Annotated in this window: 19 protein-coding genes and 1 tRNA gene; 10 read left to right on the top strand and 10 right to left on the bottom strand. The window is 53.2% G+C overall.

Annotated elements, in window-relative coordinates; genetic code table 11:
* Positions 1-130: 130 nt before the first annotated feature.
* Positions 131-523 carry an START-like domain-containing protein gene (locus ACAW75_RS15905; protein ID WP_370729719.1) on the bottom strand — a complete coding sequence of 131 codons (393 nt, stop codon included), beginning with the start codon at positions 521-523 and terminating at the stop codon, positions 131-133.
* A gap of 195 nt (positions 524-718) precedes the next feature.
* Here ACAW75_RS15905 and ACAW75_RS15900 point away from each other — a divergent pair.
* The 7 genes from ACAW75_RS15900 to ACAW75_RS15870 all read left to right on the top strand — a co-directional run bounded on the left by ACAW75_RS15900 (position 719) and on the right by ACAW75_RS15870 (position 9,862).
* A tRNA-Met gene (locus ACAW75_RS15900) sits at positions 719-792 on the top strand.
* A gap of 269 nt (positions 793-1,061) precedes the next feature.
* Positions 1,062-3,113: a PAS domain-containing sensor histidine kinase gene (locus tag ACAW75_RS15895; protein ID WP_370729718.1), complete on the top strand. Its 2,052-nt coding sequence runs from the start codon at positions 1,062-1,064 to the stop codon at positions 3,111-3,113.
* Positions 3,114-3,170: 57 nt separating this feature from the next.
* Positions 3,171-3,593, top strand: a complete 423-nt coding sequence (locus tag ACAW75_RS15890) for a response regulator (RefSeq protein WP_370729717.1) — start codon at positions 3,171-3,173, stop codon at positions 3,591-3,593.
* A gap of 618 nt (positions 3,594-4,211) precedes the next feature.
* Entirely contained in the window at positions 4,212-4,595 is a 384-nt protein-coding gene (locus ACAW75_RS15885; RefSeq protein ID WP_370729716.1) for a hypothetical protein, read from the top strand.
* Positions 4,596-4,714: 119 nt separating this feature from the next.
* Positions 4,715-7,324: a M1 family metallopeptidase gene (locus ACAW75_RS15880; RefSeq protein ID WP_370729715.1), complete on the top strand. Its 2,610-nt coding sequence runs from the start codon at positions 4,715-4,717 to the stop codon at positions 7,322-7,324.
* 293 nt (positions 7,325-7,617) lie between these two features.
* Positions 7,618-9,231 carry a SulP family inorganic anion transporter gene (locus ACAW75_RS15875; RefSeq protein WP_370729714.1) on the top strand — a complete coding sequence of 538 codons (1,614 nt, stop codon included), beginning with the start codon at positions 7,618-7,620 and terminating at the stop codon, positions 9,229-9,231.
* A complete protein-coding gene (locus tag ACAW75_RS15870; protein WP_370729713.1) occupies positions 9,197-9,862 on the top strand; it encodes a carbonic anhydrase in 666 nt (221 codons plus the stop codon). The genes ACAW75_RS15875 and ACAW75_RS15870 overlap by 35 nt, the downstream gene beginning before the upstream one ends.
* 48 nt (positions 9,863-9,910) lie before the next feature.
* Here the strand turns inward: ACAW75_RS15870 and holA are convergent, their stop codons facing one another.
* On the bottom strand, positions 9,911-10,930 hold the full coding sequence (holA, locus tag ACAW75_RS15865; RefSeq protein WP_370729712.1) for a DNA polymerase III subunit delta: 1,020 nt from the start codon (positions 10,928-10,930) through the stop codon (positions 9,911-9,913).
* 139 nt (positions 10,931-11,069) lie between these two features.
* On the opposite strand from holA, the gene ACAW75_RS15860 reads away from it, so the two are divergent.
* From ACAW75_RS15860 to ACAW75_RS15850, 3 genes are read left to right on the top strand one after another with little or no spacing between them, the layout of a single operon-like run.
* Positions 11,070-11,483, top strand: a complete 414-nt coding sequence (locus ACAW75_RS15860; RefSeq protein WP_370729711.1) for an Xre family toxin-antitoxin system antitoxin — start codon at positions 11,070-11,072, stop codon at positions 11,481-11,483.
* A 5-nt stretch (positions 11,484-11,488) separates the two neighbouring features.
* Positions 11,489-11,935: an RES family NAD+ phosphorylase gene (locus ACAW75_RS15855; RefSeq protein WP_370729710.1), complete on the top strand. Its 447-nt coding sequence runs from the start codon at positions 11,489-11,491 to the stop codon at positions 11,933-11,935.
* Between the two features lie 52 nt (positions 11,936-11,987).
* On the top strand, positions 11,988-12,734 hold the full coding sequence (locus ACAW75_RS15850; RefSeq protein WP_370729709.1) for a DUF6503 family protein: 747 nt from the start codon (positions 11,988-11,990) through the stop codon (positions 12,732-12,734).
* A 7-nt stretch (positions 12,735-12,741) separates the two neighbouring features.
* Here ACAW75_RS15850 and ACAW75_RS15845 read toward each other — a convergent pair whose 3' ends face one another.
* The 8 genes from ACAW75_RS15845 to ACAW75_RS15810 form a co-directional block, all read right to left on the bottom strand.
* Complete coding sequence (locus ACAW75_RS15845; protein WP_370729708.1) at positions 12,742-14,679, bottom strand: glycoside hydrolase family 88 protein; 1,938 nt, start codon at positions 14,677-14,679, stop codon at positions 12,742-12,744.
* Positions 14,680-14,730: 51 nt separating this feature from the next.
* Positions 14,731-15,729 (bottom strand): alpha/beta hydrolase fold domain-containing protein, encoded by a 999-nt coding sequence (locus tag ACAW75_RS15840; protein WP_370729707.1) that lies wholly within the window; start codon positions 15,727-15,729, stop codon positions 14,731-14,733.
* Complete coding sequence (locus ACAW75_RS15835; protein ID WP_370729706.1) at positions 15,726-16,490, bottom strand: rhamnogalacturonan acetylesterase; 765 nt, start codon at positions 16,488-16,490, stop codon at positions 15,726-15,728. Before ACAW75_RS15835 ends, ACAW75_RS15840 begins: the two co-directional genes overlap by 4 nt.
* Positions 16,491-16,534: 44 nt before the next feature.
* On the bottom strand, positions 16,535-17,539 hold the full coding sequence (locus ACAW75_RS15830) for a pectinesterase family protein (RefSeq protein ID WP_370729705.1): 1,005 nt from the start codon (positions 17,537-17,539) through the stop codon (positions 16,535-16,537).
* Positions 17,540-17,551: 12 nt separating this feature from the next.
* Positions 17,552-18,646, bottom strand: a complete 1,095-nt coding sequence (gene pelA / locus ACAW75_RS15825; RefSeq protein ID WP_370729704.1) for a pectate lyase — start codon at positions 18,644-18,646, stop codon at positions 17,552-17,554.
* Between the two features lie 95 nt (positions 18,647-18,741).
* A complete protein-coding gene (locus ACAW75_RS15820; RefSeq protein ID WP_370729703.1) occupies positions 18,742-20,508 on the bottom strand; it encodes a RagB/SusD family nutrient uptake outer membrane protein in 1,767 nt (588 codons plus the stop codon).
* 88 nt (positions 20,509-20,596) lie between these two features.
* Positions 20,597-23,797, bottom strand: coding sequence for a SusC/RagA family TonB-linked outer membrane protein (locus ACAW75_RS15815; RefSeq protein WP_370729702.1), 3,201 nt, complete (start codon positions 23,795-23,797; stop codon positions 20,597-20,599).
* 391 nt (positions 23,798-24,188) lie between these two features.
* Positions 24,189-25,508 carry an MFS transporter gene (locus ACAW75_RS15810; RefSeq protein ID WP_370729701.1) on the bottom strand — a complete coding sequence of 440 codons (1,320 nt, stop codon included), beginning with the start codon at positions 25,506-25,508 and terminating at the stop codon, positions 24,189-24,191.
* Positions 25,509-25,539: the final 31 nt, after the last annotated feature.

Below are 25,539 nucleotides of genomic sequence, written 5' to 3'. Positions count from 1 at the left end.
ACTGAGAATGGACTCACGATGGAAAACGAGCCAGGTAGCCCAGCACTAGTAACGTTGGCGACGCCCGTCATTGTTCACGATCCATGCTGGCTTATGCTTTTTTAACGAGCCAGTTGGCCAGGCAGCTCGTTCAGGAGCCGACAATTTCTTTCAGTTTATGCACCATACCATCCCACATATCCTGTAGATCATCTTCATCGGTATTGGTTGAATAGTCGGTAATGCGCAGGTACGTTGCCTGGGTCAATTCACTGACGTCGACCCTGAAATCGACATAATTGCTATCGTGGCCATTCTCACCGGTATTCAGAAACTCGAAGCGGACGCTCTTATTTTGACGGAGCGATGTTTGGCGGGCAGGATGGCTTTCGTCATCCCAGATAAAGTCATATTTATGTTCTGGCAGGGTATTGACCTTGGCGGCAAACCACTGCGATAGACCTGAGGCGCTACTGATGTAGGGAAAAAGCACTTTTGGAGAGGCCCGAAGCTCATATTCGGTCACAAATTTAAATTTCTCCATGAGGGTGAACGACGTAAAACGTGATACTGAATTTCTTTTCGATACTCTTATTGATCAGCCGCTTATCAGGTAAAAAAAGTGCCAGACCGATGGATGATCCATAGAGTTTTAGCAATGTAACGTAAAAAAAAGGCTAAATACAAGGGCTTCCCCGTTGTCTCGAAAAAGAATTTCCGTACTTTTGCAGGACAATTCGGCGGGGTAGCTCAGATGGTTAGAGCGTAGGATTCATAACCCTAAGGTCGGCAGTTCGATCCTGCTCCCCGCTACCGAATAAAGTATTCTTTACCCGATCGCCAGCCCGCCCATAAAGCGGGTTTTGGCGTTTCTAGGCAGGCTTCTGCCGCCCAACTGGGTACGCCTCAGTTGCCCTTATCTCGGTATGTGGCTGGGTCGCCCGCTTTTTCGGCCCGCTTAAGCCCCCATTTTGCCCCTGACCTGGTTAGTCACGTTGCCCCCTGGTCAAGCGCCAGTGGCTCCTTGATTATATGACGAATTGATCCTTAATTCGTTTACACATCTGTTCTTTTTTCCAGCGATGAGCGACCAACCTATCCAACCGACAGCGTTAACTGACCGTCTCGATATCGACTTTGCGCTCCAGGCGGCTGGATTGGGCGTTTGGGAAATGGATCCTGTCACTTACCAGATCAATTGGGACGACCGATGCCGTCAGTTATTCGGAATGGCAACCAATGGGTCATTGCCTTACGATCAGGCGATTCAATTCATTCACCCCGATGATGTGAGCCGCGTTGATCAGGCCGTTCGATGGGCCATGAACCCTGACTCTGGCGGGACATACGATGTCACCTACCGCACGCTGGGTGCTACAGATGGCGTCTTGCGCTGGGTCCGATTTCATGGACGGGGTTATTTTAGCGCTACCGGTGAGGTTTACCGATTCGCGGGGGTAGCTCAGGAAGTGACCGAGCAGATGCAGGCTCATCAGCAGCTGCAACAAAGCGAAGCTCGATCCAGCAGTATCGTACAACAAACTCCAGCCGCCACGTTGGTACTGTTGGGGGACGATTTTCGGATCGCCCACGTCAATCAGGCCATGCTCCTGTATATGAACCGGGGAGAAGAGGTGATTGGTCAGCCGCTACTGGCCGTCATGCCCGAACTCGACGGTCAATTTGCCTGGCAGCAAGTGCTGCGGGTATACCGCGAGGGCATCACTATCGATCAGGATGAGGTGTTGGTTTCTCACCGTCGATCGGGCATTTTGCAGAACTTTTATTATCGAGTGTCTTACAGGCCTCTCTGGGAAGATGGACGGGTAGTCGGCATGATCCAGGTCGCTGCTGATATTACCGATCAGGTAGCCAACCTGCGACGGATTGTGGAAAGTGAGGAGCAGTTGCAGGGCGCCATGGCGATGGCCGACATAGGCGCCTGGCAGTTGGACATGACAACGGGCGTTATCACGTATTCTGAACGACTCAAACAGCTCTTTGAGTTTAAGCAGGATTATATTGAGATGGCCATTGTCTATAACCCCATCCATGAACGGGACCGCCACCGAATCGAAGAGGCGGTTTTGCGGGCTTCTACTCCTGATTCTGGCGGTTTATTGGATGAGGAATATACGATTGTGACCCAGCAGACCCACAAAGAACGCCTGGTTCGAGCACAAGCTAAAATGTATTTCGATGAGCAGGGTAAGCCCCTGAAAATGATAGGTAGTATGCGCGATATTACCGAGGAGCGTCGGCTTCAGCTGGCCCTGGAGCAGCAAGTTCAGGATCGGACCGAAGAGTTGGATGGGGCTAATGAAGAGTTAACGGCGACCAATGAGGAACTGCTGGCCAGCTACGACGAAATGGCAGCGACCAATCGGGAGCTTAACGAGTCGAATCGCCTGCTTAGTCGCTCCAATGAGAATCTTCAGCAGTTTGCCTACGTAGCCAGTCATGATTTACAGGAACCACTACGCAAAATTGAGTCGTTTGGTAAACTGCTGTGGGATCAACACGCCGAGGACCTGGGGGAGGGTGTTGATTACCTTAAACGCATGCAGGACGCCGCCAGTCGGATGTCCATTTTGATCCGGGATCTGCTGGCCTATTCGCGCATTGCTGTTCAGCAGGAAAATAGGACGCCTGTATCCCTCAACGCGGTTGCTGACCAAGTACTTCTTGACCTAGACATGTTGATCGAGGAGACAAAAGCCGTTGTAACGATCGCCCCACTCCCCACAGTGATGGGCGATGCGACCCAACTGAAGCAGGTATTTCAGAACCTATTGAGCAACGCACTAAAGTTTCGCCAGGCTGGCATGGCGCCTCAAGTCTGGGTGAGTTCTCGGTTACTGACTGTTGGCTCACTACCACCAGCGGTCAACTTAATTCGTTCAGCCGACGTCTACCACCGAATTGATGTGCGGGATAATGGTATTGGCTTCGATCCAAAGTATCTGGATCGTATTTTTCAGGTATTTCAGCGTCTGCATGGCAAGAATCACTACGCTGGTACGGGTATTGGCCTGGCCATCTGTGAAAAAGTAGCGGCCAATCACGGGGGGGCTATCACGGCGAGTAGTCAGCCTGGTCAGGGAGCTACCTTTAGCGTATACCTGCCGGCATGAAGTATTGTTACCTCGATTAGTGATCAACAAGCTCATTACCCAGCTAACGCACCCCCAATGACGGCCCGCTTTCCTGTTCTTATCATCGACGATGATCCTACTATTGCCGAGATTATAAATCGAGCGGCCGCTACGGCCTTTCCCGAAGCCAGTTTCATGGCCGTCAACCACTTTGATCAAGCCGTGACCTACCTGGACAATCTGGAGGGGCGCGGACCGTGCTTGATTTTGCTGGATGTTGATCTGCAGGAGGACAGGACAGGGCTTGATTTTCTAACCCTGCTTCGCAAACATCCCCAGGGCCGGTTGATACCCGTCATTATGCTGTCGGCTGGTGCCGATCAGCCGACGATCGATGAGGCTTATTTCCGGGGGGCTAACGCCTTTACCACCAAGCCTTTCACGCTTTCGGAGTGGAAGCACTACACCACCCAGTTGCAGCAGTACTGGTACCAGGTGGTTACAATGCCTCAGCCCTGATTTCAGTCTAACCAGGACGCCCCGCCTGCAGGCAGGCAAAACGAAGTGGGTCAGCTTGCAGACTCCCTTTTTCCGATCAAGGCAGCCTGGTGAGCTATGTAAACTACAAGCTGGCCTGGAGTTGGAGTGGGCTAGGTTGACAGAAGCTGGTGGCAACGAGTAGCGATTGACTTGTTGACCTCTATCAAAGCCATTAGTCTTTGGGAGAGTTGCTCCTGTCTGAATTGCAGGGCCGTTATTCGTTCCGCGAGCGCCTGGCAATCAGTACGATAGCGAGCCCGTACCAGGTCATTATGTTGCAGATCAACACGGATCATGGGCGCTGTAGGTTGCGAGATAGCCAGACCGACAGCTTGGCAATCAGCGAGGGCGGAGAAGAAACTCAGTGGAACTAATTGATAGTATAACCTTGCCTGCTCTGCAATGTTTATCAGAGCATCGGTATACGAAATAACCAATTCGTTCACTAAATGGGGGAAAGCGATTGAACCCAAGAGCCTGGCGGGGTCACGCAATAAGAAAATACGGCGACAGGTTCAGCTTGCGGACCTACCTTTTAAGCCCGTTGCCTTCCAACCTGTTTGTATAAATAGCGATCCTCGTACAAACCAGTACTCGATGAAGAAGGTGATCTTAGGTCTATTGCTACTGCTAACGAATTGTCAGCGAGAGCAAATTGCCCCCCGCTTGTTGTTCCGTACATGGCAGCAGGTAGCTCAAAATGGGCTACCAACTCAAGGTTCTTTACTGGTTGAGTTTACCTCGTCAGGTACGTTGCGCTATGGGCAAAATAAACTTCCCGGTGGCTGTTGCTCGCCATCGCGTTTCAAAGAGATGAATCGGCAGATCGACTTTCTGGGGCCAGCCACGACAGATCCATCCTGCGCCTATGTGCGTTGCGGAGCCTTTCCATTAACCACAGGCGTAGTGTGGCAGATTGAGCGGTTGACTTCTACCGAGCTTGTGCTGGCAGATGGCAACAACCGGTTAGTATTCAGATAGTCTCGATGTGGTAGTCTTGGTTTACGCTGATGGTTCGTGCGCGAATCAGAATCTACCCGGCTGCTTCACCGGCTGTTTTACTTATTTTTGACAGTCGCCGACACCCGGCCCAAAATCCTATGCTGTCCATTCTTGATCGTATTCACACCCTGGCTCTGTTGGCCGGTCTACTCAGTATGCTACTTATGTCCAGCAACGGATTCAGCCAATCGAAACAGCCGGTTGCGGTCAAGCCAGTTGTTGAGACCGGCGTATCGAAAGCGCTGGCCGTTCACCGGAAACAGACGATCTCCAAGCTGGCCTATGCGCTCCATTTTACCATTCCGGCCCGGAAAGACCAGCCAATTGCCGCTACAGAAACAATTTTGTTCAATTGGAAATCCAATAACCAGCCTGTTCAGCTGGACTTTAAAGAACAACGTACCCAGTTGAAACGGATCACGGTCAACCGGGTTGCCATGCCCATCGAGTTTGTCAACGAACACGTGCTGATTCCGGCCAACCGGTTGACAGCGGGCGTCAATCAGGTCATGATTGAATTCACCGCTGGCAACCTCTCCCTGAATCGGAACGACGATTTTCTGTATACGCTGCTGGTACCCGACCGGGCGCGCACTGTGTTTCCCTGTTTCGACCAGCCTGACCTGAAAGCATCTTTTCAAGTGACGCTGACCATCCCGGCCTCCTGGCAGGCGATGACCAATACGGCTCTGCTTGAAACGAGTAAATCCGGCGACCAGCAAACGTGGCGGTTTGGCATTTCTGAACCCATCAGCACCTACCTGTTCTCCTTCGCAGCCGGTCGCTTCCATTCGGTTACCCGGCAGCACAACGGCCGGCCGATGCACTTTTTTCACCGCGAAACCGACTCGACCAAAATCCGGCTTAGCCTGGACCCTATTTTCGCCACCCACGCCGACGCGCTCACATTTCTCGAAGACTACACGCAGATAAAATACCCGTTCAGCAAGTTCGATTTCGTGGCGATTCCTGACTTTCAGTATGGCGGCATGGAACATATTGGGGCCATTCAGTACCGGGCCGCCAGCCTGTTTCTGGATCATGGCGCCACCCGCGATCAGACACTGGGCCGGGCCACACTGATTGCCCACGAAACAGCGCACATGTGGTTTGGCGATCTGGTGACCATGCGCTGGTTCGATGATGTCTGGATGAAAGAAGTATTTGCCAACTTCATGGCCGATAAGATCACCCAGGTGAGCGTGCCTGACGGCAACTACGACCTGGAATTTCTGCTGGCCCATTTTCCGGCTGCCTACGACGTAGACCGGACCCAGGGCGCCAATCCGATTGGTCAGCCCCTGGCTAATCTGCAGGAGGCCGGCACCTTATACGGCGGCATCATTTACCACAAAGCACCGATCATGATGCGGCAGCTTGAACGCCTGATGGGAAAGGACTCCCTGCGCACTGGCCTTCGCGAATACCTCCGACAATACGCTTATGGCAATGCGTCGTGGCCAGACCTGATCAGGATTCTGGATGCCCACACACCCGCCGATCTTCTGTCATGGAATCGGGTATGGGTCAATGAAACAGGGCGCCCCAGGTTTACCTATCAGCTGGAAGCTGCTAATCAGCACATTACCCAGTTTTCCGTTAGTCAGCAAGGTGAGGATGGATCGGCACGGCAGTGGCCACAATTATTCGAAGTAGCCCTGATATACGCCGATCATGTAGACGAGCTGACGGTGAACATGAATCAGCCGACTGTTTCTTTGAAGGAGGCTGTCGGCAAACCCGAGCCGCTATATATCGTGTTCAATTCATCGGGGCAGGGATACGGCCTGTTTCCGCTGGATGAACGCCTGTTTCCTAAACTGACTACCCTGAAAAATCCGGTAACGAGGGCGTCCGCCTATATTTCGCTCTATGAGAATATGCTCACGGGAACATCTGTTACACCGGCTCAGTTGGCAACACTGTATCAGCAACAACTGGCACACGAACCTGAAGAGCTGAATTTACGCCTCTTAACCAACCAGTTGACTGATATTTTCTGGCGTTTTACCCGCCCGGCGCAGCGCTCGGCCCTGGCCAGGACACTGGAAGATACGCTCTGGAACAGGCTGCAGCAGGAGCCACTGGCCGGAAAAAAGAAACTATTGTTTCAAAGCTATCAGCGAATTGCCCTTTCCACCGATGCGCAACAACGCCTATACCGTATCTGGAAAAACCAGCAGGCCCCCGCTGGCGTAACCCTCACGGAAGATGATTACACAGCGCTTGCTTTAGCCCTGGCTGTGCGCGACTACCCCGATCAGACTCTTCTGCAGCAACAGTTAAGTCGAATAAAAAACCCCGACCGCCGGAAGCGGCTACAGTTCATGCTGCCAGCCCTGTCGGGTACGGTGCAGGAGCGGGACGCGTTTTTCGCATCCCTCGCTAACGTAGCTAACCGTGAACGCGAAGCCTATGTGACCGCCGCGCTTGGGTACCTGCATCATCCACTCAGAGCAGAAACAGCTGCCAAATACCTTAAACCCAGCCTCGACCTGCTGGAAGAGATACAGCGAACCGGCGATATATTCTTCCCTGAATCCTGGCTGCGGTCAACGCTGGGCAGCTACCAGACGCCCGAAGCAGTAGCTGTTGTGCGCACGTTTCTGGCGGAGCACCCCACGTTTAACCCCCGCCTGAAAGCCAAGCTCCTGCAAGCCGCCGACGGTCCTATCAGGGCTGCTTCGCTGCTGTACCAACGCCCCTAGGGTAGTAAACGACCGTGTGTAACCTTTCAGCCTGGCACTCACTCTGCCTGTAAGCCTTCGGTGGCCGGTTAACCCGGAGTATATGACTTTCTCCCCTGCCGATTCCTGAACGGGCTGGGTACGTTGCCGAAGCCGTACCCAACCTATCGACTGGCGCAACGCGGCTAGTTGGGGCGCTCGAAAGATTCCTGGGAACCTTTAGTTTTAATGTTGTTTTAATATTGCGGCAACTTCGATTAATTTGCCGGTACATTCGCCGCCCAAGCCGTTCACATTCATTCAATACCAAACCCATGCAACAGGTCAACCCGTTTAAAACGCTGAAGTCGTATAGGCTTGCCGGCCTTCAGCATGACCTGCCCGCCGGAATATCCGTTTTTCTGGTCGCCCTTCCTCTCTGTTTGGGTATAGCACTGGCTTCGGGCGCACCACTTTTCTCCGGCCTGGTCGCCGGTATAATTGGCGGCTTGATCGTGGGTACGTTATCTGGCTCCGAATTGAGTGTAAGTGGCCCTGCGGCTGGCCTGGCGGTCATCGTGGCAGACTCCATCGTGAAGCTGGGTACGTTCGAGGCATTTTTAGTCGCGGTCATGCTGGCGGGCGTTTTTCAGCTAGTCCTTGGTCTGCTTAAAGCGGGGCGGTTCAGCAGCCTGTTTCCAGATAGTGTCATCAAAGGCATGCTCGTCGGTATCGGTATCGTGATCATTCTGAAGCAGATCCCCCACGCATTAGGCCGCGACAACGACTATGAGGGCGAATTCGAGTTTACTCAACTGGCCGATGGCGAGAACACCATTTCCGAGATTTATCGGGCCTTTGTCACCGCCAGCCCCGGTGCGGTTCTGATCAGCTTCCTGTCTATTCTGGTGTTGATTTTCTGGGAACGCAGTGCCGGAAAGGGCGTCAAGTTTTTCAAAAATTTACCCGCCGCACTAACGGTCGTTTTTCTGGGCGTAATCCTCAATCAGCTTTATTCACTGTATTACCCCGACTGGTACCTGGGCGATAACAATGAACACATGGTGAGGGTCCCCATCATGAAAGCCGGCCAGCACCTATCCGCTATTTTCGACTATCCTGACTTCAGTGTCCTGGCCAATCCGGCCGTGTACACCGTTGCCGCCACAATAGCCCTTGTGGCCAGCCTCGAGACGTTGCTGAACCTGGAAGCTTCCGACCGGCTCGATCCGCTCCGACGTACCTCATCGACCAATCAGGAACTGATTGCGCAGGGAGTAGGCAACATAACCTCCGGCCTGCTCGGTGGCTTGCCCATTACATCGGTGGTCGTACGCACCTCTGCCAACGTATTCGGTGGAGGCAAAACGCGCTTATCCACCATCATTCATGGTCTGTTTCTGTTAGGCGCTGTAGCCCTGGCAGGTTCTGTGCTGAACCATATTCCGTTGTCGTGCCTGGCAGCGCTGCTGATGGTCGTAGGCTACAAGCTGGCCAAACCTTCGCTGTTTGTCAATATTTACAGGGATGGCCTCAATCAGTTTGTTCCCTTCATTGTTACTGTGGTTGGTATTGTCTTCACGGATCTGCTCATTGGCATTTCGGTCGGCACGGTGATCGGCTTGCTGTATGTGCTCTATACGAATTCGCAGGCTACATTCCGGGTCGTTCGGGATCAGAACAACGTGCTTATCAAGTTTCAGAAAGACGTTTATTTTCTGAGCAAACCGCAACTGAAAGAGACGCTACACAGCCTGAAACCAGGTGATACGGTTTATGTAGATGGTCGGCAGGCGAGCTTCATCGATCACGATATTGTGAACATGCTGAACGATTTTACGGAAACTGCCAGAATACAGGGGATCCAGTACGAACTTCACGAAATATTTCTAAAAAAGCGTTACGCGAAAGACCATGCAAGCTTACGAAAAGCTATTACTGGAGAATAAGGCCTGGGTTCAGGACCAACTTGAGTTAGACAAGTCCTACTTTACCAATCTGGCGGAAGGACAACAACCTAAATTTCTCTGGATTGGCTGTGCTGACAGTCGCGTCCCGGCCGAAAGTATCACGGGGGCCAAGCCGGGTGAGATTTTTGTTCACCGCAACATCGCCAATATGGTCGTTCACACCGATATGAACCTGCAAAGCGTTTTGCAGTATGCGGTGGAAGTGCTGAAAGTTGAGCACATCATTGTTTGTGGGCATTACGGTTGCGGGGGGGTGAAGGCGGCAATGACGCAAGACGATCTTGGGCTGATTAACAAGTGGTTGCAGAACATCCGGGACGTTTATGCCCTTAACGAGGCGGAAATCACAGCCATCGACACGGAAGAAGGTCGTACAAACAGGCTGGTCGAATTGAACGTAGTTGCCCAGGTGATGAATATCGTTCGTACGGCGGTTGTTCAGTTAGCCTGGCGTAACGAACAGCGGCCTATCGTTCATGGCTGGGTATTTGGCCTGAACACGGGGCTGATCACTGAGCTAGTGAACATCGATCATACCTACGAGTTGCCTTCGATTTTCCGCTACAATTTCCCCAGGCCCACCGCCGATAAGATTGGGCAATTGAGCTGATCCCTATAACGTACCTACGCCGGCCTGAACGCTGTTTGGACCGGCGCTTTAGTGTAACACGCTAAATACCAGTTCTTTCAGAATGTCTCCTTCCGACAGTGCAGGCGTGTCGATCCCCTTCGCCTGTGCATCGGCCCGCCGGATGGCGTGAATAATATCGGCGACCTTCACGAGTGGATAGGCGCGGGCGGCAGTAAGGTAATCTTTAACAAAGAAAGGGTTCACGCCCAATACCGACGCCAGCCCACGCTCACTCTGATCTTTACTTGCCTGAACCAGCAGCACCCGGCTAAAGTATTGATATAGCTGGGCCAACACGACGACAGCCGGATTGTCTTTGGCATTATGCCCGAAATAATCGACGATCCGATTGGCTTTTAGTACGTCGCGCTGGGCCAGCGCTTTCTGGAGTTCAAAAACGTTGTATTCTTTACTGATACCGACCAGCCGCTCAACGGTAGTAGCCGAAATCTCTTCGTCGACACGCAGGTTGAGCAATATTTTGTCGACTTCGCCCGCCATCCGTTTCAGGTCATTCCCAATCGACTCGACCAGCATCTGGCAAGCTTTCGGGCTGATCTTCACGCCCCGGCCCCGGCAGTAGTCGCCTACCCAATCGACGAGTTTGTTTTCGTACAGTTTTTTTACGCCCAGCAAAACGCCCTTACTGGCAAAGGCTTTCACCCAGGCTTTACGCTCATCGAGCGGCTCATGGTGAAACAGGGCCAGCACCGTGCTGCTGAGCGGTTCCATAGCGTAGCTTTCAAGCAGTTGCTGCCCCGGTTTATCTTTGATACCGTTCAGCTGCTGCGCTTCTTTTACCAGCACCAATTGCCGATCGGCCATGAATGGATACCGGCGGGCGTTGTTTAACACCGTGCCTACGTCGGCATCTTTACCGAAGAGTACGAACTGATTGAATCCCCGCTCGGCTACGGGCACAACCACTTTTTCAAGCTCATCGGCAATGCGGTCGAGGTAGAACGGCTCGTCGCCGTGAATTAAGTAAACAGGCGCAATTCGCTTGTTACGAATGTCTTTCAGGATACTATCTACGGTGGCTGACAAAAGCTATAGTCGCTTAACAGTAATCAATTAGGATCAGGTCACAAAGATACAGCCTACCGGTTCTTTACTTTTGTCTTTTTTTTTGAGACAAACTTCCCTACTTTCATGTTGTGGCTATAACACAATGACTAGTAAGGCAATGCGTAAATCAGTTTTCGGGCGTTATGAACCGCTCATTCGGGACAAAATCTCGATCGTTTTGTCGTCGCGCCGGGGGGTCGATGCCCTGCTGTTTTTCGATCTGGCCGAGTTGTCGGGCTATAAGCGGGAAGAGATTGCTCCCCTTTTTGATACGTCGTTGAAAACGATGTTGCGTTATAAGGAGACCAAGCGCAAACTGAGCCCTACGACGGGCGAACTGGCGCTGAAGATGCTGGCGCTCTTCCAACACGGTGAAGCCATTTTTGGCAGTATAGCCGAATTCAGAAGCTGGCTCGACGCACCTGCTTACGGGCTGGCCAACCAACGCCCATTTGATCTGATGCAAACCTCAGGCGGCATTGACCTGATCGACGATGAACTGACACGGATCGAATTTGGTGCGCTGGCCTGAACCGAATGGAAGTATACCGCATCACGCTGGCCAAGTGGGCCAACAGCCTGGTTGCCTCGGGCCGCGCTGCCCGCTGGAACTCCGCCGACCGATTCGTGATTTACACCGCTTCCTCACGGGCGCTGGCCTGCCTGGAAAACGTGGTGCACAGAACAGGCCGAGGTCTGCAGGCCGACTTTCGAACGATCTGCATCAACGTACCCGACACGCTCCCGATTCAAGCCATCGAGCTGGGTACGTTGCCGCCCAACTGGGATGATTACGAGCAGTACAGCTATTGTCAGCAGCAGGGCGATGCCTGGCTGGTAGCGCGCCAATCGGCCATTTTACGGGTGCCATCGGCCATTGTGCCCGCTGAATACAACTACCTGCTGAATCCACAACACCCCGATTTCGCGTTTATCGAGATCAAAGCCGTTGAGCCCTTTCGCTTCGACAGTCGGCTAAAATAAGACTTGCCCGGTTCAGTAACACCTGGAACGCCGCCGTTCACCAACACGCCCTATGCCTATCTTCCCTACTCGTAGCTTGTTTTTCGCGACGCTGACGCTACTCGCTATCCACGCTTGTACCCCCTCAAAAAACGCCCAGACCATCATTGATGCAGCCATCGAGGCGCATGGCGGCGAGGCCTGGCAGAACAAACGCATCGAATTTGATTTTCGGCAGTTTCATCTGGCCCTTGAACAACGGGGCGGCCAGTTCCGGTACGAACGTACCCACACCGATTCGTCAGGCACGTTGGTCAAAGAGGTGCTGACGAGCGAGTCATTTACCCGATTGCTGAACAACAAGCCTCAGCCCCTCGACACAGCGCAGATCGGGAAGTATAGCCGGGCGGTGAATTCGGTCGCCTACTTCGTGCTGCTGCCGTTCAAACTGCGCGACCCGGCCGTACTGGCTCAGTCTGTTGGTGAAAGCACGATCGACGGGCAGGTGTATGTTAAGGTTCAGGTACGTTTCAAAGCCGAAGGTGGCGGCAAAGACCACGGCGATACCTTCTATTACTGGTTCAATCAGAAAACCCACACGATGGACTTTCTGGCCTACAGCGAAGGTGGTCCCCGTTTCCGCAAAGCCATCAACCCGCAAACCGTCGGCGGCATCCGCTTTCAGGACTACATCAACTACAAGGGCGATGAGAAAGACACCACGTCGGTCGGTACGTATGACAAACGCTACGAAGCCAGACAGCTCCCCGAACTGTCGCGTATTGAGCAAAAGAATATTAAGGTCACGGAGTTGCCGTGACCACTATTTACTTCTTCCCTACTAACCAACTTGCCAATTCCTTAGCGGCTTTGAAATTTTCGTATTGACCCGGAATGCGGCGGCCATCGACGTATTCGTTATAAAGCCAGGGATCACCCACGGCAAAAACGGTTCCTTTCCCGACGTTGGCCGTTGCCATAATTATGTTGCTTCCGTTGGTCACCAGGGCTCTGGCTGGGCCGGAAACGCCAATAGGCGACAATTCCTTGATATAGACCGACCGGGTTTCGGGAAACACCGACGTACCTGGTGGAATGGTGACGAGCCCCTGCTCCCACTTGGTTCCCTGCACCATATTCACGTTTGTCGGTAAGAACTGAATGCCAAATTGGGCGGCCAGCTGACCGAAATAGCGGTGTTCGCAATTCGATGTATCATTGGCCATAAGCACCAGCGTACCACCGGCTTTGACCCAGTCGGCAATGGCTTTGCTGTCGGTCGCCGACACATAGTTTGGTTTAGCCGTTTCTTTTGGCGTGTCGGGGTCAACGATGATGTACACATCGACCCCTTTGAGGCTGGCGGCGGTCGGTGGCCCCGAGATCGTAACTGTTTTAGCGCCCAGGTTACGGAATTCGGTGCCCCACCAGTAAAAACCTGAGTGCATCCGGTCGTCCCAGAGGTAGTGAAACGGCTCCTGACCACCCGTTTCGGCCTTTCTGAATTCGTGGTTGAAATAGTTGTCGACGGCCACCGTTTTGCCTTTGCCTACGCTGTTTTCACCGGCTATTTCCATTTCCACACTGGCCATAATAAACGGACCAACGCCTTTCAGGTCATCCTGACGAATCTTTTCACTGAGGTAATAGTCGTAGCTGCCATCGCGGTAGGGCGTTCCTCCCAGACCGCTGACCAGCACCGTTTTTTCGAGGTGAATCATTCCCTGGGCATCAGTCGAAATAAAGTTTTTCAGCATACCAGCGTAGCCTTTTCGGGCGGCAGTCATCATGGAAACGGGCAGGTAGCCCATTCGAACACCCTTCGCGATGGCGTACACAAACATACCCGTACCCGACGCTTCAAGGTAATTTCCGGTATCACCAAGGCGGTTGGTTACCTGATACCAGCACCCTGAAGCGGGCTCCTGAAACGTCACAATGGCAGGCATAGTGCGTTGAAGAATCGCGATCAGCTCAGTCCGGCGGGGATGGCTCTGCGGAATATAATCCAGCACATCCACCAGCGCCATGACATACCAGCCCATTGCCCGGCTCCAGAAATTCGGCGACTGTCCCGTTTCTTTATTCGCCCATTTTTGCTCCCGACTCTCGTCCCAGCCATGATAGAGCAGCCCCGTTTTCGGGTCGCGGGCATGAGCCTCCATCCAGACGAACTGATTCACGATGTCGTTGACATCACGGTCAGCCGTGCCGGAGGCCGGTCCATACAGCTTCGTGTATTCGGCGTAGAAGGGCTCAGCCATATACAGACCGTCGAGCCACATCTGGTTCGGGTAAATCTTCTTGTGCCAGAATCCACCCTCTTTGGTACGTGGATGTTCAGCGAGTTGCTGCCTGAGCAGGTCCGCCGCCTTTTTGTATTTTTCTTTCCCCGGCAACGTCTGCTGAGCCAGCAATAATAACGAGCGGCCCGGCGTGATGTAATCGATGTTGAAGTTGCTTTTTTTGTAGGTACGTATGTCGCCATTATCGGTAACGTACCGATCCATGTTCTTCTGGATGTACTGGAAATAGCGATCGTCGGCGGTGCGGTACCATACCTGCTCCGTGGCCTGCAAAATCACGCCCATTTCGTATTCCCAGCGAGCATCTTTGCCTTCCTTCACATAAGCGAGCGAGTCACGGTTGTTGGCCATGATTGTTGCCAGCATCCGCTGCGACCAGGGTAGTTTTGACGCTGTTTGCGCGAAGGTTAGCTGACAAATCAGCAGCAGGCCAGGAATAAGGTGGGTTGTACGGATCATTAGTTACCGGAGAATAAGGGGTGGTTCTGACTACCTGAATTGGCCAGCAACTCAGTGTTTAGTCGGTAAAGTCTTCTGTAGAAATTGCAGTGTGTAGGCCAGAGTCGGCTCAAACCACGGATGCAGGAGGCAGAAAATATGGGGTGAATCTGGAAAGGTATGCTCCTCTGTGTAAATGCTCCGCGCCCGTAACCGACTGCGCAACTCGTCGCGACCGGCGTGCATTCGCTCTACCGAGCTATTCAAAAACAGTATGGGAGCCGTTTGTCGGTCAGCATACGTTAGGGCTGAAGCTTCATGCCACAGAGGTATCGCCCTGGCTTTCGGCGCACCAAACCAGTAGGTAGCCGCTGAGGTCGATTTACTATCGTCGCCCTCCCCCGATTCGGGATGATCAAATGCCAGTACGCCATCAATGTCGACAACCGCCTGCACGGCACTGGAATAACCGGCCTGACAGCCTGTCCCTTCCAATGCAGGCAGATTCCCCGTGGCACCGATCAGCGCAGCCAGTTGCCCACCCGCCGAGAAGCCAAGTGCGGCAATTCGGGCTGTATCAATGCCGTAGGCATCGGCATTGGCGCGGAGCCAGCGAGTAGCGGCCTTCAGATCATGCACCGCTGCCGGGTAGTATGCTTCCGTCGACAGGCGGTATTCGACTGTAACGGCAACGTACCCAGCCGCCGCCAGTCGTTGTGCCAGGGGTATATGCTGCGACCGGTCGCCCGACCGCCAGCCACCACCATGAATCACCAGCACGGCTGGTCGCCGTTGCCGACCGGGTGATTTCGTGGGGTAAAAAGCATCCAGATGCAAATCGCGCCCGTTTTGCCGGCAGTAGACCACATTCGTTTTGACCGTTACGCCCTGGGGCAATACGGGTTCTACAAGGCGCGCTTCAGGGTACCTGGCTTTCAGTTTCTGGTAAGCCCCCCAGGTCGTAAACGATGTGTCGCGCTTCCCCGTGATGCCGTCAACCTGCTGTGCCAGCGCGTTGGTCAGACACAGCCAGACGCTCCAGAAACAGATACATGGTATGGCTCTTTTCACTTATTGATCTCTTTTTTCACTATCCGATCGGCCAGCTCCAACTTCAACGTTTTAATGTTGGCCAGTACTAACTCAGCGATCCGCCGCGCACCGAGCTCATTAAAGTGGGTGTTATCGATTTTGCCCTCCGGGTAGTTTGGGTGTTCGCCGGGCGCTGTCTGCAAAAACAGGAGCTTGGATTGTTCCATGCCGAAAGATTGGTAGAGCGTCTGGCTTTGTTTATCCAGGTCAATAAACGGGACTTTATACTCACTGGCCACCGCCCGCACAATGTCTGAATACACGGCGTGCGTTTCCTGGATCTGCCCGGCGTCGTTGAACTGGCGGCGGCCAACGGGCGTGAGCAGCACCGGAATGCCTTTTTTGGCCCTGCTCTCGGTAACAAATCGGATCAGGTTGGCTCGAAAGTCAGCCTCCGTAGTGTAGGTTTTTTTGGTCTTCACTTCGTCGTTGTGGCCAAACTGGATAAAGACGTAATCGCCCTCCTGTAGCTGATCAGCAACGGGTTGCCAGCGATTCTCGTCAATAAATGACCGGGTGCTCCGACCGTTCATCGCCCGGTTATCGACCGTGACGCTTTCGTCGAAAAAATGGACGAATGGCATGCCCCAGCCTGTTTCCGGATAGGCTCTCACCTGCTTGATCGACATCGTTGAATCACCGATCAAATAAACGGTGATATGCCCCGGCAGGCGCGTGAAGGCCAGCAGGGTCAGCGCACAAACGGCAAGGAGTAGTTTATAGGAATGGCGAAAAAACATACAAAAAGGGGTAAGTACCGCATAGTGTCGACGAAATCAGTGGATCAAAAGCGAACCCGGGTTACTGTTAAAGACGGTTTCCAGCCATCGTTACCCGCCAGGATGTGCGTCGGGTTGTACCCCTTCGCTTCCTCAGCTGACAGTTGCTTCGACCAGGCCACACGCTGGTCGGCCGCCGCCCCCGGTCCCGACGACTGATATTCGGCATAAAGCGTCGTCTTTTCAGCGTTCGGTTTGTCCCAGTTATGCCAGCCTTCGGGGCGTATGTGGCTACCCATCCGGCAATTAATAAAGGCTGTTTTGGCGAAGTCGCGCCAGGGTCGGCCCAGGTACGTACTGGCCGTGGGCATATCGCTGGTGAGCGTACAGTTCAGGAAAACGTACCCGAACGGCTTGCCTTCCGGGGTTGATGCGGCGGTGATGTACGACCCCTGCTTACTGAAAATGGTGCAGCGGTCGAACACGGCCGTAGCCGACCCAAAGATGAAGTCGACGGTGCCTTCGATGTAGCAGTCTTTGTAGTACTGCCGTCCATATTGGCCGGGCATACCCGTATAGAGCGTGTCCTGGTTACCAAGAAAACGACAATTGATAAACACGGCCCGGTCGGCGGTAACAAACGCGGCTACAGCCTGTCCCACTCGCCCGGCAGTGTTCTCGAATGTGAGGTTTTCGGCCCGGAAGTCATTGCCAAAAATATAAAACGAGCCCGACGTCGACGTGCGGAGCTTTGTGCCGTCGGGCATCGATTTTCCGGAAAAATCATCATAGGTCAGTATGGTTGTTGCCTTGTCTTCGCCAATGAGCGTCACCAGATGCTGGGTGGAATCGAGCTTCAATTTTTCTTTGTAGGTACCCTTCTTTATCAGGATCAGGATGCGCTGGCTATTGTTGACGGGCACCGCGCTCAGGGCAGCCTGCACCGTCGTGTAATCGCCGCTTCCATCCCGGGCCACTGTGACACGCTGTTTCTGAGCGAGCAACGTACCTGGAAACAGAAGCAGCCAGCGCCAGCTAGCCAGCGTATGCAAGAGTCGATTGATTTTCATAGTGGTCTGTGCTTATCTCACCCACTTGGCCTGCCAGGCGGGGTAGTCGCTGGCGATGAGTTTAGCGGGCCAGGTGCCATACCAGCCGTAACCTACCCGACGCTCATTCTCGATCTGATCAAGGCTAAACCGCTTTACGCCGTCGCGTCCGCAGAAAAACGGTCTGTTTGTGCCAAGTTCATAGAAGCGTGCCCACTTAACACTGTTAGGATCCTGCACCACGACCACATCTTTGCCCGATTTCTGCTTCGGATCGGCAATCGTTTTCGTATTGATACCCAGTAACTTCACTGAATCGAGCCAGGCCACTCCCGACTGAATAGCTTCTTTTACCCGATCAGACGGCTTATCGAGTTGCATCAGGAATTCAATGATGCCCACACTTTCGCTGCCACTCAGCGATGCCAGTTCAAAAGCACGTGCATTGGTTGGCTGAAGGGTTACGCGGTCATGTTGCGCACACCAGGCGGTACGTTTTCCGTTCTGGATATACTGCGTGTTCAGGATGCATTCGACACCTCGCTCAACGGCCTGTTGCGCTTTAGGCACCAGCGACCGATCAAGCTGCCCAAAAGCGCCTGCCTTGGCGGCAGTGCGCTTCATGACCCACATTACATCGATCATCGCGTTGTCGTTGTACGTGATCTGCTTACGGTACGAGCTGGAATCGGGAAAGAACTGCCCCCAGCCGCCTTTCGCATTTTGCGCCGCCAGCAGGTACACGATTCCCTGTTGGGCAGCGGTTAGATAAGCGTCGTTCCGCGTTTTGCCAAAAGCCTCCACCAGGTAATTGATTTCACGGGTAGTTGCCTTATCATCAATCGTGGTGTCGAGTTTGTCTTTATCGGCAAGCAGCTTCTTTTTCTGATCTGCCGTCAGCTCCCGATTATAATTGATCGCATTGCCACCGGGTTGGGGCCAGCCTCCATTGATTCGCTGATAGAGCAACATGCGCTCGGCTACTGAATCAATTTTCGCTTCCGCAATGCGGATAGACTGTGTCGGCGCTACGACCGATTTGCAGGCAGAAACAGACAGGCCCGTTACAAGGTTGGCAAGTGGCATGCCGGAGAGCAACAACACCGTGAGGCTTGCTTTACAACGCATAGTGAGTAGAGGAACATGAGCAAAACTATCAGCCTGTGGCTACGACCTAACCCTGCTGACAGGAAGATCGATACCTACAGGCTGATGAGGAACTATTAATACCCGTAATCCTGCGTCAGCTTGGGATTAGCATCCAGCGCGGCCTGATTGATAGGCAGTAGCTCGCTTTTGTTCGGTGTGAAGTACTGCGCTACCGAGGTAATGTACGTGGCTGTGATGTTCTGCCGCCAGTCAAGACGCGTCCAGCCAGTTACCGCTGTGGCTGTGCTCGGCTTATAGAATGAGTTCAGGAACTGAATTTCCTCCCCGTTATTTTTCCAGAACAGATACTGAGGTACGTTGGTGTATTTACCTTTTGCCGTCTGCATATCAGTCAGATTGGCCCGGGCTTCCACGATCTTGGTAGCCAGCAGGTTCCAGCGAATCAGGTCATATTTACGAATTCCTTCACCGCCAAATTCCAGCAGCCGTTCGTTGGCAACGGCGGTGAAGAACGCGTCTTTAGTGGTTGGCGTCGTACCGATCAGTGCCGTCTTCCCGGCATAACCGCGCCTCCGTACCTCCTCGAAAGCAGCAATCGCCTGGGGCGTTGGCCCACCTTTCAATTCATTCTCTGCCTCGGCGAACATCAGCAACACATCCGAGAAGCGAATAAGTGGCCAGTTATAGCCCAGGTTCTGCGACGTACCTGACAGGATCGGATTCCGCCAGTCGCGACGGAATTTCCCATCAGTGATGGTGGTGAGGCGTTGTGGGCTTTTCAGGTTCGTTGCCAGCACCTGGTAGATCGTTATCGTCACGTCGCGCCGTACGTCTGTTGAGTCAAACGCATAGAAGTAAGTGGGCAACGGGTTGATACCCCCACCACCCTGCCCGTAGCGCGAAGCCGCATCCAGGCGGGGGCCATTGTAATACCCCAGTTTGCTGTCTGACTGGGCACTTCCACCGGCTGAACCCACTTCAAACATAATTTCGGCAGCAGGGTCTGGTGTCAGGCCATTCACATACGTTTTGAACAGGGCTACATAATCAGCGTTCAGGGTGTGCTGGTCGCGCCGCTGCATGAGGTCGTTGGTTTCGTCGCGGGCGATCTGGTAGTAGGTAGCGTAGTCGGCCCGGCGCTCCATTTTCTTCGTATCCCGACGAAGCGAGTAGCCACCCCGATACAGAGCGATACGGGCCCGCAGGGCTTTGGCTGCTCCTTTCGTGATCCGTTCGTTGCGAGCGCCCGCTTCCGTCCGCCAGGGCAACAGATCGGACGCCGTTTTCAGGTCGGCAATCAGCATGTCGTATACCTTGTCGCGGTCTTCTTTCTCTACAAACAGGTTCGACTGCTGGTAGGCCGGAACCATGGGTGCCGGTACGTCGCCCCAGTTACGAATCAGCTCCAGATAGTACTGCGCCCGGAGCGTGAGCGCCTCGCCGTGAAGCCGGCGTAGCTCTTTCTGGTCAGCGGCCGATCCATTGGTGTACAGCTCCATTTTCGGAATCTGCTCGATACACAGGTTCGCCCGTTCGATGCCCTGATATAAGTTATTCCAGGGGTTTGCAATTTCGGTGTTCCCGGCCAGTGCATTATACCGGCCAATGCCGCGCCGACCGTTATCTACGGCCCCGCTCACCATCATCTCGTCGGAGTCGTAGGGATAATACAGGCTGATCCGAATGCCGTAGGTGTTATCGCCCGACAGTAAGTCGTAGGCACCCAGCACGGCCAGCGTAGCATTGCTGACGTTCGAGAAAACGGCCTGGTTATCGAACTCTGAAATTGGGTTAATGTCCAGATAGCTCTTACAGGCCGTCACAGACGAACCAACCAGAGCGGCACCAAGTATTAGTTTATAAAAACGATTGATTTTCATAGCAAACTAGTGATTGGGTAATTAGGGGACTGGTTGACTGAGTAATGGGGGTTTGTCAACTTACTCAGTTACCTTACTGATCAATACCCTAAAAAGTGAGGTTAACGCCGAATACAAATGTGCGGGCACGGGGGTATGCGGCAAAATCAACGCCCGGCGTCAAGGCATTGAACCGGCGGGCGTTCACCTCCGGGTCGAAGCCCGAATAGCCGGTAATGGTGGCCAGGTTGTTTACGGTCGCGTAAAAACGGGCATTCTGAATTTTTGCCCGGCGTACAAGCTCTTTCGGCAGGGTATAACCCAGCGTCACGTTATTGATACGCAGGAATGACCCATCTTCAATCGCCCATGAATGCAGGTAGGGCCGGTTATTGGTGATGGGCTGCCAGATAGTCGCGTTGGCATTCAGCGCAGCCAGCGTAGCCGGATCTTTCACCACAACGCCTTTATCATCAACTGTCCGCCAGCGGTTCAGCATCACATCCAGTTGATTAATGTTGGTGTAATAGCCTGACGTAAATTCAATTTTGTTGGCGTTGTACACACTGTTGCCGTACACCCAGTTCACGAAGACACTGGCATCGAAATTCTTATAACTAAACTGGTTGTTCAACCCACCAATGTGTTTGGGGTTGGCGTTCCCGATGACGGTACGATCGTTTTCCAGACGTACCTGGCCATCACCGTTCAGGTCTTTCAGCTTGATCGTTCCTGGCTGAGGGGTCCCAAAAATCGTGGCATCATTGGCAATACCTTCCTTCAGGGTGTAGGTACGTGTGGCAGCGTCGTAGTTAAAGTCGTCTACTTTATAGAAACCGTCTGTAACGAAGCCGTACATCAGGCCAACCGGCTCACCCGCTTTCAGAATATAATCATCGGCCCCGTCGCTACCCTGCCATCCCGAGTTGGTCGTTTGTTGCACCACCGGGCCAAGGTCTTCTACCCGGTTACGGTTGAACGAGATATTGGCACTAGTAGTCCAGGTGAAATCATTCGTCCGCACCAGGGTTCCATTCAACTGAAACTCAAGCCCCCGGTTCGAGGTAGCCCCCACATTCTTGATCTGGGTGGTATACCCCGACGTTGACGGAATGGGCAGGTTAACCAGCAGATTCTTTGTTGTGTTCTGATAATAGTCGGCCGAGAACTGAACGCGCCCGCCCAGCAGGCTCAGATCCAGACCAATGTTGCGAGAGTAGGTTGTTTCCCAGGTCAGGTTTTGCTGAGCCAGCGATACCGGCGAAAAGGCAGGCAGCACCGATTCACCCAGGGCATATTGCGCAGAGGTGTTGTAGAGCTGGGCGAAGAGGTAATCACCAATCCGGTTGTTGCCTGCCGCCCCGTAGCTAACCCGCAGTTTGGCATCATCGATAAACTTGAGCGACTTCATGAAATCCTCCTGCGAGATGCGCCACGCCAACGATCCTGACGGAAAGAACGCCCACCGGTTGTCGGGAGCAAACTTGGTAGACCCGTCTGTCCGAAAGGTGGCTGTAGCCAGGAACCGCTTGTCGTAGGTGTAGTTTAGCCGCCCAAAGAAGGATAGCAGCCGGTTCTGATATTCGCTGCTGGTTGGCTGGGGCTGAATGGCACCGGTTGGCGGCGAACCCAGGTTCATGTTAGCCAATGCTTTTTCGGGCGAAATTTCTGACGGAAAATACCGCGTTTCCAGTCCGACAGCGCGCCCGTTTTGTTCGTAGGTTTCCTGCCCAAGCAGCACGTCGATATCATGTTTGCCGCCAATACCGGCTTTCCGGTACGTCAGCACATTCGAGTTATTGATGGTGATGGCTGTGCTGTTCCGAATGATGGCCACCGGCAAACCAGCGTAGTTACGGGCTGTGCCAGTAATCTTGCTGTAGAACTGATCGGTCCGGTCTACGTTGTTGGTGTAGCCCGCCGTTACACGGAGCGTTAGGCCGGGAATGAATTCGTAGCTCGCATAGCCGCTCAGGTTGATTCCATTTGAATACCGCTTCTGGTACTCGGCATCGGTCAATGTTACCGGATTGGTCAGGCGGGTGGCAATATAATAGTCTTCATCAAAGTCAATATTGGAAGCCGGGCGCGTCGGTAGGTCGAGCGGTTGATATTGAATGCTCTGCCGTAACCGGTTCGTACCGGCGGTTCCGCTGGTAGTCGTGCCTGCCCCGTCGATGCGCTGATCGATGTACCGGACTACCACGCCCACCTTGAACTTGGTATTCACTGAATGATCCAGCTTGAAGTTAGCCAAATTCCGGGTGAAGGCCGACCCGAGCTGAACGCCGTCTTCTTTGTTGTTGGTCAGGCTCAGGTTATAGCTTGTCTGCTGATTACCGCCGCTGATCGACACGTTGTGGTTTTGGTACCCTGCCCGACGGCCAAATACTTTATCCTGCCAGTCGATGAAAGGCGCATTTTTGTATACCTGTAACGTATCGAAGGTAGAGCCAAACTGACGGGCAAACGTTGAGCTATCTGTTGCACTGCCGCGTGTCCGCTCATACTGATACAGCACGTAGTCGTACGGCTTCAAGACGCCCAGTTTTTTCAGGTTCTCCCGAAAACCGAATGATCCGTTGTAGGTAACGGTTGTACGGCTGTTCGTCTTCCCTGATTTGGTCGTAATGATCACCACCCCATTGGCCCCCCTCGCTCCATAAATAGCGGTGGCCGATGCGTCTTTCAGGACATCGATGCTGGCAATATCCTGCGGGCTGATTGTGTTCAGCGCATTTTCTACCTGAATTCCGTCTACTACATAAATGGGCGAGTTATCCTGGGTGATTGAATTACCACCCCGTACCCGAATGCGAATGTCTGCACCGGGGCCGCCCTCTGCTGTAGTGACCTGCACACCTGCCAGTCGGCCCGTTATGGCTTCAGCGGCATTGGTAATTGGTACGTCCCGAATCTGGCGGTTGTTGATCGACGAGACAGACCCCGTCACATCCCGACGGTTCACAGCTTCGTAGCCAATCACGACCACTTCGTTCAGGGTTTTTTCATCCGTTACCAGTGACACATCAAGCGTCGTGCGGTTGCCGACACTAACCTCCTGCGGAACGTACCCAATAAAACTGAAGGTGAGTTTGGCATCACTTTTATCGGGAATACGAATCGAATATTTCCCGTCAGCGTCAGAGGTTGCACCCGCTGATGTTCCTTTCAGGATGACCGACACGCCAGGGAGCGTGGTGCCTGTCGCGTTGTCTTTGATCTGGCCAGAGATCTGTCTTGTTTGTTGAGCGTAGGCAGCTGGCAGCATTCCCAGCAGCAGTACGAGTAAGCGTATTGTTTTAGTCATAGGGCAACAGGTGTTACCGCTTTTAAGGCGGAAAACGGAGCGAAGCATTTGATTGGCAGTAAACGAAACAAGTTGTACTTATTTGCGATCGGAGCGATAGCGGCTGAGATTAGTAGCCTATTAAATTTTACCCTATAAATAGCAGGGAACAAGTATCGAATTGACTTTTTTTACGCAATCGTTGCCGGGAACGATGCCAAAAAGAAATTTTCTACGGTGTAATGCGATTAATTTCAGAACTACACAATGTAAGTATCGTATAAAAATAGGGACAAGATCGTATTAGGGTTTTCCCTATTTTATCATTATTTAAAGATAAGCCTCCTTCTGAAATGCATAAAAAAGGCCAGGTACGTTTGTACCTGACCTTCCCGGTTCTCATGCCATCTTGCTAGGCTACCGGTTCAGACTCCGGCGTTCCCAGGTTAACTGGTTTCATCGTAGGCGTTAGCAGGTGCATCACCACCCAGGCAATCATATAGGCCGATCCGCACATGAGGAAAATGATCCCATAACCGCCCTGCGCATCGCCCGCTTTTTTATACGTATCCAGAATGCGACCCACTATTTCCGGGAAAATGATTCCCCCGATCGAGCCAGCCATGCTGCCGATCCCCACGATAGAACTGAGTGTTCGTTTGGGAAACATGTCTGAAGCGGTCGTAAAAATATTGGCGCTCCAGGCCTGGTGTGCCGCACCCGCCAGGCCGATGAGAGCTACGGCTCCCCAAATACCCGGCCCAAAACGGACCGCAATGACCGGCAATACCAGCAGCGCGAAAATGAACATGGCTGTTTTTCTGGCCCGCCAAACGGTCCACCCCCGGCCGATCAGCCAGGATGAGAGGTAACCACCCCCGATGCTGCCAATGCTGACCAGCGTATACAACACAGCCAGATACATATTCGGCTTTTTCACATCGAGGTGAAAAGTCGTGGCGAAGTAATCCTGCAACCAGAACAGAAAAAACCACCAGATGGGGTCGGTAAGCATCTTTCCGAACACAAACGCCCAGGTCTGCCGTACGCTCAACAGCTTGGCCCAGGACACAGGTTTGCCCTGGTCGGCCAACTCGTCGGGTATTGCCTCACTATCGCTGTGAATGTACGCAAACTCTTCTTTCGACAGCCGGGCCTGTTTAGCTGGTATCTCATACGTAAAGTGCCAGAAGATCAGCCAGATAAACCCGACAGCTCCGGTAGCGATAAACGCCATTTCCCAGCCGTAGAGCCCCAGGATCCAGGGCACAGCGATAGGCGCAATCACAGCGCCGATGTTGGCGCCGGAATTGAAGATCCCGGTGGCCAGTGCCCGCTCCCGTTTTGGAAACCATTCGGCAACCGTTTTTATGGCCGCTGGGAAATTGCCCGCCTCGCCAAGACCCAGCCCGATACGAGCCAGAATAAAGCCGGTTGTACTGGTGGCTAGTCCATGTAGCATGGCAGCCAGGCTCCAGAAAACGATAGAGATCGTGTACCCCATCTTGGTACCTATCCGGTCGATGACCCGACCAAATACCAGCAGTCCGACGGCATAGGCAGCCGAAAATACCTGTACGATCCGGCTGAAATCCAGCTCAGACCACTGAAAGTCTTTTTCAAGAGCAGGCTTCAACAAGCCAACTACCTGCCGATCGAGGTAATTGATGGTTGTCGCAAAAAACAGCAGGGCAACAATTGTCCAGCGATAGTTTCCCAGAGGTTTGGTCATAAGGGTGTAGGAAAGAGGAATGAACAGGTGG

The sequence above is a fragment of the Fibrella arboris genome, assembly GCF_041321095.1.
GTDB classification, from domain to species: Bacteria; Bacteroidota; Bacteroidia; order Cytophagales; family Spirosomataceae; genus Fibrella; species Fibrella arboris.
This window is presented reverse-complemented; position numbering and strand designations above follow the sequence as displayed.

Excerpts from the sequence above, each read along its gene's own strand:
- ACAW75_RS15850 (WP_370729709.1), top strand. The coding sequence starts at position 11,988 with ATGCCTATCTTCCCTACTCGTAGCTTGTTTTTCGCGACGCTGACGCTA.
- ACAW75_RS15810 (WP_370729701.1), bottom strand. The coding sequence starts at position 25,508 with ATGACCAAACCTCTGGGAAACTATCGCTGGACAATTGTTGCCCTGCTG.
- ACAW75_RS15845 (WP_370729708.1), bottom strand. The coding sequence starts at position 14,679 with ATGATCCGTACAACCCACCTTATTCCTGGCCTGCTGCTGATTTGTCAG.
- ACAW75_RS15885 (WP_370729716.1), top strand. The coding sequence starts at position 4,212 with ATGAAGAAGGTGATCTTAGGTCTATTGCTACTGCTAACGAATTGTCAG.
- ACAW75_RS15895 (WP_370729718.1), top strand. The coding sequence starts at position 1,062 with ATGAGCGACCAACCTATCCAACCGACAGCGTTAACTGACCGTCTCGAT.
- ACAW75_RS15905 (WP_370729719.1), bottom strand. The coding sequence starts at position 523 with ATGGAGAAATTTAAATTTGTGACCGAATATGAGCTTCGGGCCTCTCCA.
- ACAW75_RS15820 (WP_370729703.1), bottom strand. The coding sequence starts at position 20,508 with ATGAAAATCAATCGTTTTTATAAACTAATACTTGGTGCCGCTCTGGTT.
- ACAW75_RS15835 (WP_370729706.1), bottom strand. The coding sequence starts at position 16,490 with ATGTTTTTTCGCCATTCCTATAAACTACTCCTTGCCGTTTGTGCGCTG.
- ACAW75_RS15875 (WP_370729714.1), top strand. The coding sequence starts at position 7,618 with ATGCAACAGGTCAACCCGTTTAAAACGCTGAAGTCGTATAGGCTTGCC.
- ACAW75_RS15815 (WP_370729702.1), bottom strand. The coding sequence starts at position 23,797 with ATGACTAAAACAATACGCTTACTCGTACTGCTGCTGGGAATGCTGCCA.
- ACAW75_RS15880 (WP_370729715.1), top strand. The coding sequence starts at position 4,715 with ATGCTGTCCATTCTTGATCGTATTCACACCCTGGCTCTGTTGGCCGGT.
- ACAW75_RS15870 (WP_370729713.1), top strand. The coding sequence starts at position 9,197 with ATGCAAGCTTACGAAAAGCTATTACTGGAGAATAAGGCCTGGGTTCAG.
- pelA (WP_370729704.1), bottom strand. The coding sequence starts at position 18,646 with ATGCGTTGTAAAGCAAGCCTCACGGTGTTGTTGCTCTCCGGCATGCCA.
- ACAW75_RS15890 (WP_370729717.1), top strand. The coding sequence starts at position 3,171 with ATGACGGCCCGCTTTCCTGTTCTTATCATCGACGATGATCCTACTATT.
- ACAW75_RS15855 (WP_370729710.1), top strand. The coding sequence starts at position 11,489 with ATGGAAGTATACCGCATCACGCTGGCCAAGTGGGCCAACAGCCTGGTT.
- ACAW75_RS15860 (WP_370729711.1), top strand. The coding sequence starts at position 11,070 with ATGCGTAAATCAGTTTTCGGGCGTTATGAACCGCTCATTCGGGACAAA.
- ACAW75_RS15830 (WP_370729705.1), bottom strand. The coding sequence starts at position 17,539 with ATGAAAATCAATCGACTCTTGCATACGCTGGCTAGCTGGCGCTGGCTG.